18 protein-coding genes, 1 tRNA gene and 1 riboswitch are annotated in these 19059 nt (G+C 70.3%); of the genes, 5 read left to right on the forward strand and 14 right to left on the reverse strand.

The genetic code is table 11. From position 1 onward, the window contains the following. Positions 1-31: 31 nt before the first annotated feature. The 10 genes from MVG78_RS09320 to MVG78_RS09365 all read right to left on the reverse strand — a co-directional run bounded on the left by MVG78_RS09320 (position 32) and on the right by MVG78_RS09365 (position 9693). Positions 32-1762, reverse strand: a complete 1731-nt coding sequence (locus MVG78_RS09320) for a NirA family protein (protein WP_247550906.1) — start codon at positions 1760-1762, stop codon at positions 32-34. Then, positions 1759-2961, reverse strand: a complete 1203-nt coding sequence (locus MVG78_RS09325) for an NAD(P)/FAD-dependent oxidoreductase (protein WP_247550908.1) — start codon at positions 2959-2961, stop codon at positions 1759-1761. The genes MVG78_RS09320 and MVG78_RS09325 overlap by 4 nt, the downstream gene beginning before the upstream one ends. A 14-nt stretch (positions 2962-2975) precedes the next feature. Continuing rightward, positions 2976-3815, reverse strand: a complete 840-nt coding sequence (locus MVG78_RS09330; protein WP_247550910.1) for an ABC transporter ATP-binding protein — start codon at positions 3813-3815, stop codon at positions 2976-2978. Between the two features lie 14 nt (positions 3816-3829). After that, positions 3830-4702 (reverse strand): nitrate ABC transporter permease, encoded by an 873-nt coding sequence (gene ntrB, locus MVG78_RS09335; RefSeq protein ID WP_247550912.1) that lies wholly within the window; start codon positions 4700-4702, stop codon positions 3830-3832. 5 nt (positions 4703-4707) lie between these two features. Continuing rightward, positions 4708-5964 (reverse strand): CmpA/NrtA family ABC transporter substrate-binding protein, encoded by a 1257-nt coding sequence (locus MVG78_RS09340; RefSeq protein WP_247550914.1) that lies wholly within the window; start codon positions 5962-5964, stop codon positions 4708-4710. Positions 5965-5975: 11 nt separating this feature from the next. Further along, entirely contained in the window at positions 5976-7076 is a 1101-nt protein-coding gene (locus MVG78_RS09345) for a CmpA/NrtA family ABC transporter substrate-binding protein (RefSeq protein ID WP_247550916.1), read from the reverse strand. Positions 7077-7290: 214 nt separating this feature from the next. Beyond that, positions 7291-7845 (reverse strand): ANTAR domain-containing response regulator, encoded by a 555-nt coding sequence (locus MVG78_RS09350; RefSeq protein WP_247560370.1) that lies wholly within the window; start codon positions 7843-7845, stop codon positions 7291-7293. A 114-nt stretch (positions 7846-7959) separates the two neighbouring features. Continuing rightward, positions 7960-8313, reverse strand: a complete 354-nt coding sequence (locus MVG78_RS09355; protein ID WP_247550918.1) for an AzlD family protein — start codon at positions 8311-8313, stop codon at positions 7960-7962. Then, a complete protein-coding gene (locus tag MVG78_RS09360) occupies positions 8310-9044 on the reverse strand; it encodes an AzlC family ABC transporter permease (protein WP_247550920.1) in 735 nt (244 codons plus the stop codon). The genes MVG78_RS09355 and MVG78_RS09360 overlap by 4 nt, the downstream gene beginning before the upstream one ends. A 7-nt stretch (positions 9045-9051) precedes the next feature. After that, the gene (locus tag MVG78_RS09365) at positions 9052-9693 is read right to left on the reverse strand and encodes a RecX family transcriptional regulator (RefSeq protein ID WP_247550922.1); all 642 of its coding nucleotides are present in this window, start codon (positions 9691-9693) and stop codon (positions 9052-9054) included. Positions 9694-9905: 212 nt separating this feature from the next. Here MVG78_RS09365 and MVG78_RS09370 point away from each other — a divergent pair, with 212 nt between their 5' ends. The 4 genes from MVG78_RS09370 to argF all read left to right on the forward strand — a co-directional run bounded on the left by MVG78_RS09370 (position 9906) and on the right by argF (position 13501). Further along, positions 9906-10565, forward strand: a complete 660-nt coding sequence (locus MVG78_RS09370) for a PRC-barrel domain-containing protein (RefSeq protein ID WP_247550924.1) — start codon at positions 9906-9908, stop codon at positions 10563-10565. Between the two features lie 197 nt (positions 10566-10762). Beyond that, positions 10763-11095 carry a hypothetical protein gene (locus tag MVG78_RS09375; protein WP_247550926.1) on the forward strand — a complete coding sequence of 111 codons (333 nt, stop codon included), beginning with the start codon at positions 10763-10765 and terminating at the stop codon, positions 11093-11095. A gap of 229 nt (positions 11096-11324) precedes the next feature. Further along, positions 11325-12527, forward strand: coding sequence for an aspartate aminotransferase family protein (locus tag MVG78_RS09380; RefSeq protein WP_247560372.1), 1203 nt, complete (start codon positions 11325-11327; stop codon positions 12525-12527). Then, positions 12524-13501 (forward strand): ornithine carbamoyltransferase, encoded by a 978-nt coding sequence (gene argF, locus MVG78_RS09385; protein WP_247550928.1) that lies wholly within the window; start codon positions 12524-12526, stop codon positions 13499-13501. Before MVG78_RS09380 ends, argF begins: the two co-directional genes overlap by 4 nt. A gap of 44 nt (positions 13502-13545) precedes the next feature. Here argF and MVG78_RS09390 read toward each other — a convergent pair whose 3' ends face one another. The 4 genes from MVG78_RS09390 to MVG78_RS09405 form a co-directional block, all read right to left on the reverse strand. Then, complete coding sequence (locus MVG78_RS09390; protein WP_247550930.1) at positions 13546-14088, reverse strand: hypothetical protein; 543 nt, start codon at positions 14086-14088, stop codon at positions 13546-13548. 163 nt (positions 14089-14251) lie between these two features. Then, a tRNA-Gly gene (locus MVG78_RS09395) sits at positions 14252-14326 on the reverse strand. Positions 14327-14400: 74 nt separating this feature from the next. Continuing rightward, complete coding sequence (locus MVG78_RS09400) at positions 14401-15084, reverse strand: Fe2+-dependent dioxygenase (protein ID WP_247550932.1); 684 nt, start codon at positions 15082-15084, stop codon at positions 14401-14403. 142 nt (positions 15085-15226) lie between these two features. Beyond that, entirely contained in the window at positions 15227-17488 is a 2262-nt protein-coding gene (locus MVG78_RS09405) for a TonB-dependent receptor (protein ID WP_247550934.1), read from the reverse strand. A 229-nt stretch (positions 17489-17717) separates the two neighbouring features. Then, positions 17718-17796, forward strand: a riboswitch (SAM riboswitch). A 44-nt stretch (positions 17797-17840) separates the two neighbouring features. Here MVG78_RS09405 and metZ point away from each other — a divergent pair. Next, on the forward strand, positions 17841-19052 hold the full coding sequence (metZ, locus tag MVG78_RS09410; protein WP_247550935.1) for an O-succinylhomoserine sulfhydrylase: 1212 nt from the start codon (positions 17841-17843) through the stop codon (positions 19050-19052). Positions 19053-19059 lie beyond the last annotated feature (7 nt).

Raw genomic sequence — 19059 nt, forward strand, 5'->3', positions numbered from 1 at the left:
CCCTGGGGTAAGCCTTGGGGGGCGAGGGCGTTCACGCGGCGCTCTCCGTCTGGCGGGCCTCGGCGATGGCGCGCAGCGCGGCCTCGTCATGCCGGGCGGTGAAATCGTGGAAGGAGGCTTCCGGGTCTTCCTCGACCCAGGCGCGCAGCAGGTTCAGCACCATCGGGCCAAGCTCGTCATGCGCGACCTTCGGGCGGATCAGCCGGCCGATGCGCTGCTGCGACCCGGCGCCGCCGCCGACATGCAGGTCATAGCCCTCGACCTCCTCCTCGCCGCGCTCCACCTTGGCGCCGATCAGGCCGATATCGCCGATATAGTGCTGGGCGCAGGAGTTGTGGCAGCCGGTGAGGTGGATGTTCACCGGCTGCGGCACGGTGATGCGCGCATCAAGATAGTCGGTCAGCGCCGCGCCGTGCTGCTTGGTGTGGCTGGCCGCGAACTTGCAGCCCGCCGCGCCGGTGCAGGCGACGAGGCCGCCGCGGATATGGCTCGCCTCCCAGCCCAGGCCAAGTGCTGCGATCTCCGCCTGCACCTGCGGCATCGCCCCGCGCGGGATGTCGATGATCAGGATGTTCTGCCAGGGCGTCAGGCGCAGGTTGCCGGAGCCGTGGCGCTCGGCGATGGCGGCGATGCCGCGCATGCGCTCCGCCGTCACGCGCGCCATCGGCAGGGTCAGGCCGATATACTGCAGCCCTTCCTGCTTCTGGTCATGCACGCCGAGATGGCCGTGCCTCTCCTGCGCGGAGAAGTCCACGATGTTCTCCGCCCGGCGCAGCGGGCGGCCGAGCTGCGTCTCGACCTCGGCGATGAACCTGTCGAAGCCCCAGGCATCGAGCACGTATTTCAGCCGCGCCTTCTTGCGGTCCGTGCGGTCGCCATGCGCGATGAAGACGCGCAGGATGGCGTCGGACACCTTCACCGCGTCGCCCGGCGGTAGCACCACGCCGGTGTCGCGGGCGAAGTCCTTGTGGCCGGTGATGCCGCCCAGCGCCAGGCGGAACATCGGCTCGCCCTCCACCCGCACGGCGGTGAAGGCGACATCCGCCGTGTCCTCCAGCACCGGGATGCGGCCGCCGCCGTCGAAGGAGATGTTGAACTTGCGCGGCAGGCCGAACAGGTCGCGCGTGTGCAGGATGTGGAAGTGCAGCGCCCGTACCACGGGGCGGACATCGATGATCTCGTGCGGGTCGATCCCCGCCGTGGGGGTGGCGGAGATGTTGCGGACATTGTCCGCCCCGGTGCCCTTGGGCAGGATGCCGATCTCGCCCAGCCGCTCGATCACCTCCGGCCCCCTGGCAGCCGGGATCATGCGGATCTGCAGGTTGCAGCGGTTGGTGACGTCGGCATAGCCGCCGCCGCATTCCTCGGCGATCGCGGCGATGCCGCGGAACTGGTGGGTGGTGATGTAGCCGCCGGGGATGCGCAGCCGGCACATGAAGGCGTCCTGCGTCGGCCCGACGAAGAAGAGCCCGTGCCAGCGGGTCAGCAGGTTGTCCACGCCGTGCGGGAACTTGCCCTGCTCCGCGCGCGCCACGACCTCGTCCCAGCGGTCCAGCGGGTGCTTCTCGCGCTTGGCCTTCTCCTCGGCTGTCAGCTTGCCGCCCCTGGCGACGGCGGCATCCTGCGCCGCGCGCATCGCATCGGCGGGCACGGTTCCGCCGGCGCCGCTTCCGGCGGGGGCGAGGACGCCGCGCCGGGCCTCGACGCCCGCCATGAAGCCCTTGAGGTAGCTCTGCTGCTCGTCGGTGAACTGCTCGCTCATGCCGCGCGCTCCAGATAGTCCGGGCCCAGCACCAGACCCGCGCGGTCCGGCCCCACCGGCCGGCCGCTGGTGATGAGGTCGAGATAGAAGGCGGAATCCCCGGCATCGCCGTAGAGCACGGCGCCGACGAGGCGGCCGTCGCGCAGCCAGAGGCGGCGGAAATGGCCGGAGGTGGGATCGTGGAAGGTGATGGCCTCGGTATCGGGCGGCGCGACCTGTCCGCCCGACCAGACCGCGACGCCGGAGATCTTCAACGCCGCCGCGTCGGGGCGGGGGGCATAGGCGCCAACCTCGCCCGCGATGGCGGCGGCGGCGGTTTCCGCCATGGCCAGCGCCGGGGCAACGAGGCCGATCACGGCGCCGTTGTGCTCGGCGCATTCGCCCACGGCATGGATCGCCGGGTCCTCGGTCCGCATCGCGTCGTCCACCAGGATGGCGCGGTTGACCGGCAGGCCGGCGGCGGCGGCGAGCGAGGGATCGGGCCTCACGCCGACCGCCAGCACCACGATTTCCGCCGGGATCAGCCGGCCATCCGCGAGGCGCAGGCCCGTGGCCCGGTCCTGCCCCTCGATCGCCGCGGTGGCGGCGGGCATGGCGAAGTCGATGCCGCCCCGGCGCAGCCAGCCGGTCAGCAGCCCGCCCGCCGTGGCGTCGAGCTGCCGTTCCATCGGCCAGCCCAGCGGATGCACCACCGTGACCTTCAGCCCCTGCCGGGCGAGGCAGTCGGCGGCCTCCAGCCCCAGCAGCCCGGCGCCGATCACCGCGGCATGGCGGACGCCGCTCCGGGCGAGGCGCAGCATGGCCTGCACGTCGTCCAGGGTGCGGTAGAGGAAGACGCCGGGCAGGCCGGCACCCGGCAGGGGCAGGCGCACGGCGCGCGAACCGGTGGCGAGGACCAGCCGGTCATAGCCGACGCGCTCGCCCTTCTCCGTCACCACCTCCCGCGCCGCGCGGTCGATGGCGGCGATACGCGTGCCGGGGCGGAAGCGGATGCCGAGTTCGCGCAGACGCTCCCGCGGATGGGTGATCAGCGCCGGCGGCTCGTCCTTGCCCGACAGCACGCGGCCCAGCGCCACGCGGTCATAGGGCAGGGCACGCTCATCCCCGAACAGCGTCACCCTGGCGCCGGGCAGGCGCTGCGCTACCCGTTCCGCCACCCGGGCGCCCGCCGGCCCGGCCCCGATCACGACGACCCGCATCGCCCCGGCTTCCCTCAGTGCGCCGCCTGGGCCGGGATGGAGTGGCGCTCGTGCAGGAAGCGCAGCACCGCCTCGCGGGCCTGGAGGAAGTTCGGGGCGGAGGCCAGCGCCAGCCGGTCGCGCGGGCGCGGCAGTTCCACCGGCAGCACCTCGCCCACCTGGGCATTCGGGCCGTTGGTCAGCATCACGATGCGGTCGGACAGCAGCACCGCCTCGTCCACGTCATGGGTGATCATCATCACCGTGGTGCCGAGCCGGGCATGGATGTCCATCACCTGGTCCTGCAGATGCGAGCGCGTGAGCGCGTCCAGCGCGCCGAAGGGTTCATCGAGCAGCAGCACGGAGGGCTTCATGGACAGCGCCCGGGCGATGCCGATACGCTGCTTCATGCCGCCGGAGATCTCGGCCGGGCGCCGGTCCTTCGCATGCGTCATGCGGACCAGCTCGATATTCTCCAGGGTCCAGTCGTGCCGCTCGGCGCGCGACATCTTCCGCCCCACCGTGCGGTCCACGGCGAGGCGCACATTCTCGTAGCAGGTGAGCCAGGGCAGCAGGCTGTGGTTCTGGAACACCACGGCACGGTCCGGCCCGGGCTGGCTGACCTCTCGGCCCTCCAGCACCACGCCGCCGAGCGAGGCGGGCAGCAGCCCCGCCACCACGTTCAGCAGTGTGGACTTGCCGCAGCCGGAATGGCCGATGACCGAGATGTACTCGCCCTTCGCGATGCGCAGGTCCACATTGCTCAGCACCGGGATGTTGGTGCCGAAGCGAATGGAGAGGCGGGAGATCTCCAGGAAGGCCGGGGCGTGCGGAGCCTTGCCCTGCACCTGGGTCTGCGTCTGTGTGATGGTCATGCCGGTCGCTTCCTTCAGGCCGCAGCGGTGCCGCGGGTGACGAGGCGGCCGATCAGGGCGACGAGGCGGTCGAGCAGGAAGCCGACCACGCCGACATAGACCAGCGCCACGATGATGTCCGAGAGGTTGGAGGAGTTCCAGGCATCCCAGATGAAGAAACCGATGCCGACGCCGCCGATCAGCATCTCCGCCGCGATGATGGCGAGCCAGGAGAGGCCGACGCCGATGCGCAGCCCGGTGAAGATATAGGGCGCGGCGGAAGGGATGACGATGCGCAGGAACCAGTCAGGCAGGCTCATCCGCAGCACCCGCGCGATGTTGCGGTAGTCGGCCGGCACGTTGCGCACGCCGACGGCGGTGTTGATGATGATCGGCCAGACCGAGGTGATGAAGATCACGAAGATCGCCGAGGGCTGCGCCTCGCGGAAGGCGGCGAGGCTGAGCGGCAGCCAGGCCAGCGGCGGCACGGTGCGCAGCACCTGGAACAGCGGGTCCAGGCCGCGCATGGCGAAGTCCGAGGTGCCGATCAGCATCCCCGTGGCGATGCCCACCACCACGGCGATGGAGAAGCCCATGGCGACGCGCGACAGCGAGGCAGCGAGGTGCCAGAACAGGCCCTTGTCCAGCCCGCCGCGGTCGAAGAAGGGATCGACGATCAGGTCATGGCTGTCCGACCAGACCTTGGTGGGGGAGGGCAGGGTGGCGCCGGGCTGCGAGCACAGCACCTGCCAGACCAGGCCCAGCAGCAGCAGCACGATCAGCGGCGGCAGGACGCGCTGCGCGACATGGCGCACCCTCAGCGCCAGGGCAGAGGGCCGGCGGAACTCGGGCGGCGCGGTGGTGGAGCCACCGGCGGGTACGCCCTTGATCGGGGTCACGGCGTTCATCGGGCTCAGGCTCCGGCCAGCTTCTTGATGGAGAGGTCGAGATAGGCGCGCGGATTCTCCGGATCGAAGCGCTTGCCGTCGAAGAAGCTCTCGACGCCACGGCTGTCGCCCTCCGGCGCCTCGGCATTCGGCACGCCGGCGCGGGCGGCGGCGGCGCGCCACAGGTCGGCGCGGTTCACCTGCTTCACCAGCGCCTTCGTGTCCGTGTTCTCCGGCAGCACGCCCCAGCGGATATCCTCTGTGAGGAACCACAGGTCGTGGCTGGCGAAGGGGAAGGAAGCGTTGTCGCGCCAGAACTTCATCAGCAGCGGCGAGTTCTCGGCCTTGCGTCCGTCGCCATAGTCGATGTTGCCGCGCGAACGCTCCAGGATGTCGGCGACCGGCACGTTGAACCAGGCGCGCTTGCTGAGGATGGCGCACATCTCCGCCTTGTTGGCGTCGGCGTCGCACCAGCGCTGCGCCTCGATCACGGCGGCGGTCAGCGCCTCCGCCGCCTTCGGATGCGCGGCCACCCAGTCGGCGCGCAGGGCGAAGGCCTTCTCCGGGTGGTCCTTCCACAGTTCGCCGGTGACGGCGGCGGTGTAGCCGAGCTTCTGGTTCACCGTCTGGGCCGGCCAGGGCTCGCCAACGCAGAAGGCATCCATGGTGCCGACCTTCATGTTCGCCACCATCTGCGGCGGCGGCACCACGATGGTCTGCGCGTCCTTCTCCGGGTCGATGCCCGCGGCGGCGAGCCAGTAGCGGAGCCACAGGTCGTGCGTGCCGCCGCGGAAGGTCATGGCGACCTTGCTGTCCGGCGTCAGCACGCCCTTCAGCGCGGCGGCGTCGATCGTGGCGCCCTTGTGCTTCGCGGCAACGGAGAGGCCCTGGCCGTTGGTGTTCAGCCGCGCCAGGATGTGCATCGGCAGCGGCTGGCTGTTCTGCGTGATCTTCCCGGCCTGCAGCAGATAGGCCATCGGCGTCAGCAGATGCGAGCCGTCGATGCCGCCGGCCCCGCCGCCGAGCACGAGGTTGTCGCGCGTGGCGCCCCAGGAGGCCTGCTTCACCACCTCGACCTCCGGCATGCCGTATTTGGCGAAGAGGCCCTTCTCCTTGGCCACGATCAGCGGCGCGGAGTCGGTGAGCGCGATGTAGCCCAGCGTGGCCTTCGTCACCTCGGGCATGGTCGAGCCCTGGGCGAAGGCGCCGCGCGGCGTGGCGGCGCGGGCGGCGGCGAGGAGGGCGGCGGTGGCCGAAAGGGCGGCGCGGCGCGAGATCGTCATGCCATTTTTCGTCATGCCTGGGGCTCCGGGCGGATGGGGGCAGGTTCGGGTTCGGCGAGACGGGCGGCGGCTTCGCGCCACAGGCCGTCGTCATAGGGCGCGAGGGCTTCGGCCTCCTCGGCATTGGCCGGGAGGTGCCCCCAGCGCCGCATCTGGCGCAGCCACCAGCGCGCGCTCCCGGTGCGTGGCAAGGTGGCGGGGCGGAAGCGCAACCGGGCATCCTCCGGCAAGGCGCGGCCATCCGGCAGCACTCCATCCAGGGCGAAGGCGATGCTTTCGGGCGCCAGGCCCGGAAAGGCGTGGCCGCGCAGGATGGCGACGGCGTCGTCGCGGTTCGCGGGATCGTCCAGCCAGCGCGCGGCGGCGATCACGGCCGCGGTGCAGGCCACGGCATCCCCGTGCCGTGTGGCGACGAATTCCTCGGAGAAGGCCAGCACCTTCTCGGGATGGCCCGCCCAGATCTCGCCGGTGCTCAGCACGATGCGGCCGGCGCCGCGCATCGCCGCCTGGCTGCCCCAGGGCTCGCCGGCGCAGAAGCCGTCGATCTCCCCCGCCTCCAGCGCCTCGCCGGCTAGGGAGGGCGGCAGGACGGAGAGACGCAGGTCGCGATCGGGATCGAGGCCGCCCAGCGCCACCCAGTGGCGCAGCAGGTAGTTGTGGGATGAGAAGGGGAACACCACGGCGATGCGCGGCGGCGCCTCCAGCCCTCGCACCAGCGCCGCGAAACCGTCGGGCGTCAGGGGAGCGGCAGCCGGATCGAGCCTCGCGGCCAGGGCATTGGACAGGACCAGCCGGTTGCCGTTCAGCCCCAGCCCGGCGCCGACCACCAGCCGGCGCCGCACACCGCCCAGGCCACAGGCCAGCGCGATCGGCATCGGGCCGAGCAGGTGCGCCGCATCCAGCCCGCCAAAGGCGATCTTGTCGCGCACCGCCGCCCAGGAGGTCTCTGCCGAGAGGGCGACCCGCAGTCCGGCGGCGGCGAACATGCCCAGCTCCTGCGCCACCAGCAGCGGCGCGGCATCGGCCAGCGGCACGAAGCCCAGCCGGAGCAGGCCGGAACCCTGCTCGCGCAACAGGACAGGACGGGGAGGGGAAAGGGTGTCGGCAGGCACGCGGATCGGATCCGGACCCCTGGCGGGGTGGCTGGCGATCCGCCCTTGGATCGCAGTCTCGATCCGGGTTGACGTGCCGCGCGCATCATTGGGCGTGGCCCCGGTAAGGAATGCTTAGATCACGGGCACAAGGCACAATGCAAAAGATTTATGGAAAGAAAAGGATCATAAAGTGAGCGTTCTGCCGCAAAAAGAACAAAAAATATGCTATTGCCTATGAAATACTCATAATTTCTGTCGCGAGATCGACCAGCCTGATCCGCCGTTCCATGGCCATGCGGCGCAGGCGCTTATGGGCCTCCGGTTCGCTCAGCTTCGCCCGTTGCATGAGCCGCAGCTTGGCACCGTCAATCAGTTTGCGTTCCTCCAGGCTGGCCCGTGCCTCCTCCAGCTCCCGCCGGAGGGCCTGATGCGCGCGGAAGCGCAGGATGGCGACCTCTATGACGGGGCGAACGCGTTCCGGCGACAGGCCCTCCACCACATAGGCGGCCACGCCGGCCTCCAGCGCCGCCTGGATCTGCTCGGTGTCGCCGCGCGCGGCGAAGACCACCACCGGGCGCGGCTCGTCCCGGTGCAGCGCGCCCATGCTTTCCAGCGCGTCGCGGGACGGATCGTCCAGCGCGCAGACGATGACATCGGCGCCGCTTTCCCGCACCCGGTCGGTCAGCCGTGTCGCGTCCGGCGCCACCGCCACCACCGTGCAGCCCGCGGCCGTCAGCCCGGCGCCGACCGTGGCCGCGCGGTCCTCTTCGTCATCCACCAGCAGCACGCGCAAGCGGGGCTCCTGCTTATTCCCGGCCGTGTCGTTCAGGTATTGTGCGGTGCAATGACAAGCAAGGATGGTGCCGGAACCCCGCGCGGGCGGGCCGGGGCGGGTTCCCGGTCAGGATCCCAGGAGGCCGGCGCCCTGTTCCACCACCCAGGCGGCCTCCCGCGCCAGCGCCACGCCCAGCACCCCGGCCGGGATGGAGAAGGCGAGCTGCCGCGTCCGCCATTGCACCAGCACCGCCAGCGCCGCCCCGCCCAGCCCGGCGGGGCCCTGCATCCAGAGCGCGGGTGCGACATAGGCGACGAAAAGCGGGCCGGGCAGTTCCCGCAGCATGGTTTCCACGAAGGGCGGCAAACGGAACGCCTGGCGCAGGATATGGCCGCCGATCCGGCACAGGAAGGTGACCAGGCCCATGCCCAGCACGGCGATCAGCACGTCGCCGCGCAGCAGCCAGGGGGAGTGGGTCATGGCTCGATCCTGTGGCGCGTGGCCATCCAGGCCGCGAGGGACGCGCCGCCGAGGGCGCCGGCCAGCAGCGGCACGGGTGTCGGCATGCCGAGGAGGAAAAGCCCCAGCGACAGGATGGCGGCCAGCAGCCAGGGCAGCAGGTCCCGCCGCAACCCGCGCCAGAGCGGCACCAGCAGCGAGATGAAGGCCGAGACGGAGGCGAAGTAGAGCGCATGGCCCGGCGGCAGCACCACGGCGCTGCCCAGCATGTGCCCGGCCATGCAGAAGGCAACCCAGCCGACCCAGGTGACGAGGCCGAGGCCGAGCAGGAAGCCGGCATCGACCCGCCCCGCCCGCTCCTCGGTGACGGAAAAGGCCAGGGCATGGTCGGTGACGGTGGCCAGCGTGCCCCAGACGCGCCAGCCGCGCAGCCGCACGAACCAGTGCGACAGGGAGGCCGTGATCGGCAGGAAACGGAGGTTCACCACCAGCGCGGCCACCATCGTCGCCACCACGGGCACGGGATCGCTCCAGAGTTCCAGCGCCAGGAGCTGCGAGGCGCCGGCGAAGACCGTGGCGCCCATCAGGCCGGTTTCCAGCAGCGACAGGCCGCGCCCCTGGGAGATCACGCCGATCACCAGGGCGAAGGGCAGGTAGCCGATCAGCAGCGGCAAGGCGGTCCGGCCCCCACGCCGCACGCCTTCCCGGGTGAAAGGGGCGCGCGGGGCCGCGCCGTTCGCCGGTTCCGCCATGCCCGCCTCAGTCGCGGCGCGCGGCGAGGAGGCGGTCGGTGGCCTCTTCGGGGGAAAGGTCCAGCGCGCGTTCGGCGACGTCGCGCGGGAAGCCGGCGCGGGCCAGGGCGCCCAGCGCCTTCAGCCGCGCTGCCTCGTCCGCCGCGCCTTCCTCCGAGGCACCGGGGGCGAAGGGGCCCTGCCGCCGGCGGCGCAGATGCGCCAGTGCGGCGTCGAGCTCGTCGGCGGCACTGTCCTCCAGCGCCGCCCCCGCCGTTTCCGCCGCCACGCCCTTGGCCGCCAGATGCGCCGCCACGGCGCGGCGGGAACGCCCCGCCCGGCTCAGCCGCCGGGCCCGGGCGGCGGCGAAGGCGGCATCGTCCACCGCACCGGCGGACACCATGTCCCGCGCCACCTGCGCCGTCTTCTCCCGCGCCGCCGCCACATGCCGGGCCACGTCTTCCGGTGCCTGGCCCTCCTGCTCCGCGCGCTTCGCCCAGCGGGCGACGCGCCGCTGGAGGACGCGGACCAGATTGCTTTCCGTGCTGGCGAAGCGGGCCAGGTGGTTCAGCGCGGCCTCCCGCAGCGAGGCGGCATCCGGTGCCGGGCCCGCCGGGATCTCGCGCGGGCGCCGCGGGACATGCGATGGCCCCGCCGCCCTTCCTCCCATGCCCCGTGCCTTCCGGCCGGGCCGTTCCTGATCACCTTGCGCCACGCCGGCATAGTGGCACGGAAGCCCTGGGTTGGCCTATCGCGCCCCATCGCCGGCTGGTGCGAAGGGGGCGGGTTTTCGCGCATGGCGCGCATGAACGATTCGCAACCGTGGCCCGGCGGGGAGCGTTCCAGCGGGCATCGAGAACCCAGTCCCGGAGAGATCGAACGATGCGCAAGAACCTCCTCTCCATGACCGCCGTGGCCGCGCTGCTGGCCCTGCCGGTGATGGCCCAGAACACCTCGACGCCGCGCGACGGCACCCCGGGCAATCCCCCCTCCACCGCCACGCAGCGGGCAGCCGATGCCGCGACCGGCAGCAACACCCCGGCCGACGGCACGCCCGGCAACCCGCCAGGCACGGCGCTGGGCCGGGCGGCGGACCGGGCGCTCGGCACGAACATGAGCGGCGCCTATCCGCAGAACAGCGACGGCACGGCCAACAACCCGTCCGGCACCGCGGCCAGCCGCGCCGCCGACCGCGCGACCAGTGACACGGGCACCAACAACGCCACTCGCAGCGGTACCATGGGCATGACCCATGCCGCCCAGTCCGACCGGGCGAGCAAGGTGATCGGCGCCAATGTGTACAACGACCGCAACGAGACCATCGGCTCGGTGGACGACCTGCTGATCGGCCATGGCGGCGCACCGACGGCGATCCTGTCCGTGGGTGGCTTCCTCGGCATCGGTGCCAAGCTGGTCAGCGTGCCCTTCGACCAACTGCGCTGGAATGGCGAGAACGACCGCTGGGTGCTGAATGGCGTCACCAAGGAGAGCCTGACCGCCCTCCCGTCCTTCAGCTACGACGCCACCCGCAACCGCGGCTGATCCGCCGTCAGGCCATGTCCCGAGCGGCCCGGGCGCCTCGTGCGTCCGGGCCGTTTTCCTGTGCGGCATCCCGCTCTCCTCTTGCGGCGCCGTAACCTTGTTTGTGCGGAACCCTCTCCGCCGGGCAACGTTGCGGTCATGTCCCCCATCCGGGGCAAGAACAGATCAGGAGTTCCTCAGGGATGATCCACCGCCCGATGCTACGCGGCCTTATCGCCTTCACCGCCCTGGCTGGACTGGCTGCCTGCGACCATGGGCCCGGCAGCCGGGGCAACCCGCCCGGGACCGCGGCGGAGCGGGCCCTGGACCGCGCCGCCGGGACCAATACCTCGGGCGCCTATCCGGCGCAGTCGGACGGCACCCGCGCGAACCCGCCCGGCACCGCCGCGGAGCGGACCCTGGACCGTGCCGCCGGGACGAACACGTCCGGCGCCTATCCGCAGCAGCGCGACTGCACGCCCAACAACCCGCCGGGCACCGTGGTCAGCCGCGCGCTCAACACCACCGATCCGAACGACTGCCGGCGCTGAGCCGGGCCCTCCGGGGCGATGGCCCTCAGGGCCAGGATGAGGCGGCGCGAAGGGGGCTGGCACGCCGGCCCCCTTTTTCGTGTCCCACGGAGGTGGGGAGCGAATTTTTCGTGGCCACCGGCCGGTCCACGCTTTGACCGTCTTTTGCCTTTGCGGCATGGTCTTGACTCCCCCGTCCGGCTGCGGCCGTCGCACCGGGCCGGGAGTCGATTTCTGGATGAACCGACACGTGATCCCCGCCTTGATGCCGACCTACAACCGCGCCGACCTCGCCTTCGAGCGGGGCGAGGGCGCCTGGCTGTGGACGGAAGACGGGCGACGATTCCTCGACTTCGGCTCCGGCATCGCCACCACCAGCCTCGGCCACGCGCATTCGCATCTCACCGAGGCCATTGCCGGGCAGCTCGGCAAGGTGATGCACGTCTCCAACCTCTACCGCGTGCCGCAGGCCGAGCGCCTGGCACAGCGGCTGGTGGAGAGTTCCTTCGCCGACAGCGTCTTCTTCTGCAATTCGGGCGCCGAGGCGAACGAGGGCATGATCAAGGCGGTGCGCAAGCACTATGCCGAGACCGGCCGCCCCGAGCGCTTCCGCATGATCTGCTTCGAGGGCGCCTTCCACGGCCGCACCCTGGCCACGCTGTCGGCCACGGGCAATCCGAAATACCTGGCCGGCTTCGGCCCGCCGGTGGACGGCTTCGATCATGTCCCCTTCGGCAACATGAACGCCGTGCGCGACGCCATCGGGCCGAACACCGCCGGTATCATGATCGAGCCGATCCAGGGCGAGGGCGGCGTGCGCCCCGCCGACCTGCGCTTCCTGCGGGAACTGCGCGCCGTCTGCGACGAGTACGGCCTGCTGCTGGCGCTGGATGAGGTGCAGACGGGCATGGGCCGCTCCGGCAAGCTCTGGGCGCACCAGTGGGCCGGGATCGAGCCGGATGTCATGTCCTCGGCCAAGGGCATCGGCGGCGGCTTTCCGCTCGGCGCCGTGCTGGCCCGGGAGCATGTGGCCAAGTACCTCGTGCCCGGCACGCATGGCACGACCTATGGCGGCAATCCGCTGGCCTGCACCGCCGGCAATGCCGTGCTGGACGTGATCCTCGCCCCGGGATTCCTGGATGGCGTGGATCGCGTCGCGCGTCATCTCTGGCGCGGGATGCAGGACCTCGCCGCGCGGCATCCGCATGTGGCGATGGGCGTGCAGGGCGCCGGCCTGTTGATCGGCCTGCGGCTGCGCGAGGACGTGTCCAACACCGCCATGCAGGCCATGGCGGTGGAGGAAGGGCTCCTCACCGTCGCTGCCGGGATGAACGTGCTGCGTCTGGCGCCGCCGCTGATCATCACGGAGGCCGAGGCCGACGAGGCGCTGAGCCGCCTCGACCGCGCCGCGGCCCGCATGGAGCCCGCCCGCGACAAGGTGGCGGCCCAATGAGCGCGGCGCTCAGGCCCGTGGCGGGGTCCTTATCTGGAAGCGTGTCGGGGGAGGGGAAGCCCTCCCTCCGGCACTTCCTCGACCTGTCGGACCATGATTCCCCGACGCTGCGGCACATGCTGGACCTCGGCATGCGCTGCAAGCGCGGCGAGATGGCGGACAGGCCGCTGGCCGGCAAGACCGTCGCACTGATCTTCGAGAAACCCTCCACCCGCACCCGCGTCTCCTTCGAGGTCGGCATCCGCCAGCTCGGCGGCGATGTGGTGGTGCTGAGCGGCAAGGACAGCCAGCTCGGGCGCGGCGAGAGCCCGGCCGACACGGCCCGCGTCCTGTCCCGCTACGTGGACGCCATCATGCTGCGCACGGATTCCGCCGGAAAGCTGCGCGAGCTGGTGGAGCACGCCACGGTGCCGGTCATCAACGGCCTCACCGACCTGTCGCATCCCTGCCAGATCATGGCGGATGTGATGACCTTCGAGGAGCATCGCGGCCCCATCGCGGGGCAGGTCTTGGCCTGGACCGGCGATGGCAACAACGTTGCCCGTTCCTTCATCCAGGCCGCGGCGCGCTTCGACTTCACGCTGCGCGTCGCCACGCCGCCGGAACTCTCGCCGCCGGCGCAACTGGTGGACTGGGCCCGGGCAGAGGGGGCGCGGATCGAGGTGACGGACGATGCGGTGGCCGCCGTGCGCGGCGCGCGCTGCGTGGTAACGGACACCTGGGTCAGCATGTCGGACGAGGAGGACGGCACCGCCGCCCGCCGCCAGAACCTGCTGGCCCCCTACCAGCTCAACACCGCCCTGCTGCGCCATGCGGCGCCGGACGCGATCGTGATGCACTGCCTGCCGGCGCATCGCGGGGAGGAGATCACCGACGAGGTGATCGATGGCCCGCAATCCGTGGTCTTCGACGAGGCCGAGAACCGGCTGCATGCCCAGAAGGGCGTGCTGCTCTGGGCGCTGGGCGCCGGCTGAACCGGGGCGAGGGGGCTCCCCTCCCCTCGCCATCGCCTTTCCTCCTACCGCCCGACCGTGGGCATCCGCGCCACCGCATCCGGATCGACCACCGGGGCCGGGGGTGCCGTCTCGACGGGCGTCGGCGGCGCGGGCGGCTGCGAGAAGGGGGAGGCATTGATCTGTTGGCTGACCGGCAGCATGCTCGACTGCGGGCGCCGCATGCAGCCCCGGATGATGGGCTCGCAGACGCCGTCCTCGCCCACCACGCGGTCGTTGTTGCCGCTGTAGAAGAGGGCGGCGACCTTGTTGTCCACCACCCTGAAATTGGCCGTGCAGCTCGATCCACTGCCGCCGATCGTGTAGCCGCCGCCGATCACCGGCAGCGTCACCTCGATGCCGCCCGTGGAGTCGTTCTTGAGGGCATAGGTGAAGATCTGCGTGCGCGCGTCGATCTTGCTGGTCTTGTCAGGCACCCCCGCGCAGGACTGCAGATCGGCCGCGGTCATGCCCACCATGTTGACCTGCGCCTGATGCGCCGTGTCGGACGCCTCGTAGCCGCAGCTCGCGAGGGCCAGCAGAGTGGAGAGGATGAGGGGATGCCGCATGGATGCTCCTGTCAGGGTTGCCCCCATTGAACGCATGCTGCGGTGCGGTGAAAGGCTGTCCCCACCCGCCTCACGGGCTTCTGAGGCCGGCGGGGGCGGAACGATTCGGCTTCCCAACAGCGGAAACCGGGGCCGGCGAACAGCCGGGAAGGGGAAGGGAGGGTGGAGCGGGCGATGGGAATCGAACCCACGACATTCAGCTTGGGAAGCTGACGTTCTACCTCTGAACTACGCCCGCAGCCGAGGTGCCGCCCTTCTACCCTGGCCGCGCGGGGCGGGCAAGAGACCCGCGCGCCGTCGGGCCGGCGGCCATCACATCTCCGCCCAGCGCCGGAGGAGGTTGTGGTAGCTCGCGGTCATCGCCAGCACGCCCGGATGGTCGTCCGGCAGGGAACGGCGGAGCTCGATGATCCCCATGTCCAGGTCATAGAGATGGGCCCGCTGGCCATCGTCCTTGACCATGGACTGGCTCCAGAAGAAGCAGCCCCAGCGCGATCCCCGGGTGATCTCGGTCACGCTGTGCAGGCTGGTGGCCGGATAGACCACCATGTCCCCCGCCGGCAGCTTCACCCGTTGCTCTCCATAGGTGTCCTGCACCACCAGCTCGCCGCCATCATAATCCTCGGGCGGTGTCAGGAAGATCGTGGAGGAGACGTCGGTGCGGATGCGCATTCCCGCCCCGGGGACGAGGCGCACGGAATTGTCCACATGCGCGCCGAAGGTCATGCCGACATCATAGCGGTTGAACATGGGTGGATAGACCCGCAGCGGCAGGGCGGCGGTGGAGAAGAGCGGGTTGCGCCCCAGCGCCCTCAGGACGAGGTCGCCCAGTTCGCGCGCCACCGGGGAATTCTCCGGGATCTGCAGGTTCTTCTTCACCAGGGCCGACTGCGCGCCGGCGGTGGTGCGCCCATCCTCCCAGGCCGCGGCCTCCAGCCTCTGCCGGGCATAGGCGACTTCCTCGGCCGTCAGCACGTTGGAAATGCGCACGAGCATCGGAGATCACCTCCATCCTTGGGGGGGCTGCCGGGAGGGCGGCCCCGGAAACGGGTGAGGAGGCGCCCGCGATGCCGGATCGCGGGCGCCTCCTGTTCCTGTGGCACTCAGGGACCGCCGGCAGGTCGTGCCGGCGGCCGTATCAGAAGTTCGCCGCCAGTGACACCAGGATGGTGCGCCCCGCAGCCGGGATCACGCGCCCTCCGAACAGGGAGTCGTAGTTCAGGGCGTTGCCGAGGTTGTAGCCATTCACGGCGATGGTGAGCTGTTCGGCCAGCTTGTGCGAGATCATGGCATCGAAGCTCAGGTTCGACGGGACCTTCGCCGTGTTGGCGGCGTTCAGGTAGACCGAGTTGCGATAGAACATGCCACCACCCAGCGTGACGTTGTAGGGCGTCTGCGGCGCGATCTCATAGGTCGTCCACAGCGAAGCCGCGTGCTTGGGCACGTACTGCACGTTCTTGCCCACATTGGCGGCTGTCGTGGAGCGCGTGGTCTCGCTGTCGAGGTAGGTGTAGTTGGCATTGACGTTCCAGGCCGAGGTGATGCGGCCGGTGACGCCCGCCTCGACGCCCTGCACCCGCTGCCGGTCGCTGGTGGAATAGACGGTTCCATCCTCCAGCGGCACGGTGGCGTTCTTCTTGTTGATCCGGAACAGCGAGGTGTAGAGGCCCAGCCGGTTGTCGAACACGCCGATCTTGGCGCCGATCTCGAAGTTCTCGTTGCGCTCGGGCTCGACATTGGGGTTCACCGAGAAGGGCAGGGTGGTGAAGTTCGCGCCCGGCGGCGTGGTCGAGGTCGAGTAGGAGAAGTAGTAGGTCTGCGCCGGCGTCGGTTCCCAGACGAGGCTGGCGGTCGGATCGACGAAGTCCTCGGTGCTGCTGATATCGGTGGTGGGCCGGGCGCCCCGGTTGCCCGCCGTGTAGTCCAGGTTGTAATGCGTGTAGCGGAAGCCGCCGATCACCGAGAGTTCCGGGATCAGCCACATCCGGTCGCGCATGAACAGGCCGAGATTGGTCGTGTCCGTGTTGCGCAACGCGTCGCCCGTGGTGAAGCTCAGGCTATAGCGGTTATCCGGGTTTCGGATGGTGGGGAACAGGCGCGTGCCGACCGTGTTGAGCCCGGTGCGGTCCGTGCTCTCATGCGCGATGTCCACACCCGCCGTCAGCTCGTGACGCAGTGTCCATGTGTCGAACTTGGCATTCGCGGTGGCGATGTTCTGGATGCCCCAGGTGTCCTGCGTATAGGCACCGATGCCACCGGTATAGGAGACCGCCGGATTCCTGCCGGCCAGGAACTGCCCCGAGCAACTGGCGTTGAAGGCCGCGAGCGTGGTGCCGGTGCCGCAGGAGACAGGGCTGTAGGCGAAGTCGCGCTTGACCCAGGAGGTGCGGAAGCTGTCGTTCAGGGTCAGCCAGTCGTTCACGCGATGCTGCAGGGTGGCGGTGAGGCGGTTCACCTCGACCTTGTCGCGATCGCCCTGATTGCCGTACCAGCTGCGCCGGTTGAGGCCGAACTCCGTGGCCGGGCGCCCGATGCCGCCGAAGGGCGTGACGATCGGAACGCCGCTCTCGGTGGCCTGGTCGTACTGGTAATGCAGGTATTCCACCGTGGCGGTGGTGTCGGTGCCCAGGCCGAAGGCGACGGAAGGCGCGATGCCCCAGCGCCGCTGGTCCTGCCCGTCCCGGCTCACGGTCTGGCTGCTCTGGCCCATCATGTTCAGGCGCACGGCGCTGGTCTCGCCCACCTGCACGTTCACGTCGGCGGTGGCACGCGCGAAGGGACCCATGCCGCCCGTCGCCACGCCGCCATAGCTGTTGCCCAGATGCGGCAGGCGGCTCACCTGGTTCACACCGCCGCCCACCGTGCCGGAGCCGCCCAGGGCGAAGCCGGAGGGTCCCTTCAGGACCTGCACTTCCTCCGTGGTGAAAGCGTCGCGCACATAGGTTCCGAAGTCGCGCAGACCATCGGTGAACAGGTCGTTCTGGGCATTGAAGCCGCGGATGCGGAACTGGTCGCCGGCTACGCCGCCATTGCCCTCGCCCGCCGAGGCGGTGATCCCCGGCACGTTGCGCAGCGCCTGCTCCAGCGTGGTGACGTTCTGCTCACGCAGGACCTCCTGCGGCACCACGTTGATCGTCTGCGGCGTGTCCTGGATCGTGTCCGGCAGGCGGTCGATGCCGGTACGGCGGCGGAGCGTGTTGGGCGGTGTCGCGCCCTCCACGTTCACCTGCGGAATGACCACGGGAGACGGGCTGAAGACCGGGGCCTGGCTTTGCACCGGCGCCGTGCCATCCGTCGCCGGGCTGGCGGTTTGCGCCTGGGCCACGGCCGAGACGGAAACGGCAAGCCCGGCCACCAGCGCGCCCTGCGTCATCAGGTCGCGCACTCCACTGCGAGTCACCACGAAAACAACCCCTCAGATTGATAATGCGAGTGGTTATCAATATCGGATTCGTGAACGGTTACAAGTCTGCAACGCCGGAAAATGTAATGGTGGATGCAAAACTTATCGGCCTGTCATGTTTTCCACACGGATATGGCGCTCACGCATGATGAAACCGGAGGCCGGAAACCTGACCGGGAGGGTTCCCAGAAGCCCCGGATCTGATCTAGAAGCGGCGCTGTGTCCGGAAGGGCGCCCTCGCGATTTGTCCGGCCAGCTTGCGGCGAGGTGAAAGAAGCGCGCTAAACGGCCGTGGCGCCGTTTCCGCGGCGCCCGACCGGGCCGGCTTCGTCCGCAGGGAACCCGGTTGATGGCCAAGCCCCTTTCCGACAAGCCGCTCCGCCCCGCCACGCTGCTCGTGCGCGGTGGCCAGGCCCGCAGCAATTTCGACGAGACCTCCGAGGCGCTCTTCCTCACCTCCGGCTTCGTCTATGACAGTGCCGAGCATGCGGAGGCCGCCTTCACCGGCGCCGCGCCGCACTACCAGTATTCCCGCTTCGGCAACCCGACCGTGACGGCGCTGGAAACCCGGCTGGCGGCGCTGGAAGGGGCGGAGGCCTGTCGCGTCGTGGCTACCGGCATGGCGGCCGTCTCCGCGGCGATGCTCAGCCACCTCAAGGCCGGCGACCGCGTGGTGGCCTCCCGCGCCCTGTTCGGCTCCTGCCACTGGATCGTCTCCACCCTGCTGCCCCGCTACGGCATCCGCACGGAATTCGTGGAGGGCAGTGACCTCGATGCCTGGCGCGCGGCCCTGGCGACGCCGGCCGATCTCGTGCTGCTGGAGACCCCGTCCAACCCGATGCTGGACGTGGTGGACCTGCGCGCGGTGGCCGACCTCGCCCATGATGCGGGGGCGCTGGTGGTGGTGGACAATGTCTTCGCCACACCGCTGTTGCAGCGGCCGCTGGAATTCGGTGCCGATGTGGTCGTCTATTCCACCACCAAGCATTTCGACGGCCAGGGCCGCACCCTCGGCGGCGCGGTGCTGGGCCGGCAGAAGTGGATCGAGGAGGTGCTGCAGCCCTTCACCCGCAACACCGGGCCGGCGCTGTCCCCCTTCAACGCCTGGGTAATCCTCAAGGGGCTGGAGACGCTGCACCTCCGCATGCCGGCGATGTGCCAGTCGGCCGAGGCGGTGGCGCGGTTCCTGGAAGGCCGCCCCGAGGTGTCGCGCACCCGCTACCCGACCCTGGAATCGCACCCGCAGCGGGAACTGGCGATGCGCCAGATGTCGGCGGGCGGGACGATGGTCACCTTCGACCTGGCCGGCGGGCGCGAGGCCGCCTTCGCCTTCATGAATGCCCTGGGCGTCGTGGACATCTCCAACAACCTGGGCGATTCGAAGAGCCTGATCACCCATCCGGCCACGACCACCCATATGCGGATCGGCGCCGAGGAGCGGGCCAAGCTGGGCATCGGCGACGGCACGGTGCGCCTGTCGATCGGGCTGGAGGACCGGCAGGACCTGATCGAGGACCTGGAAACCGCCCTGAAGGCCATCCCCGGCACCGCCCGCCGCTGAGGCGGCC

Source organism: Roseomonas gilardii subsp. gilardii (assembly GCF_023078375.1).
GTDB classification, from domain to species: domain Bacteria; phylum Pseudomonadota; class Alphaproteobacteria; order Acetobacterales; family Acetobacteraceae; genus Roseomonas; species Roseomonas gilardii.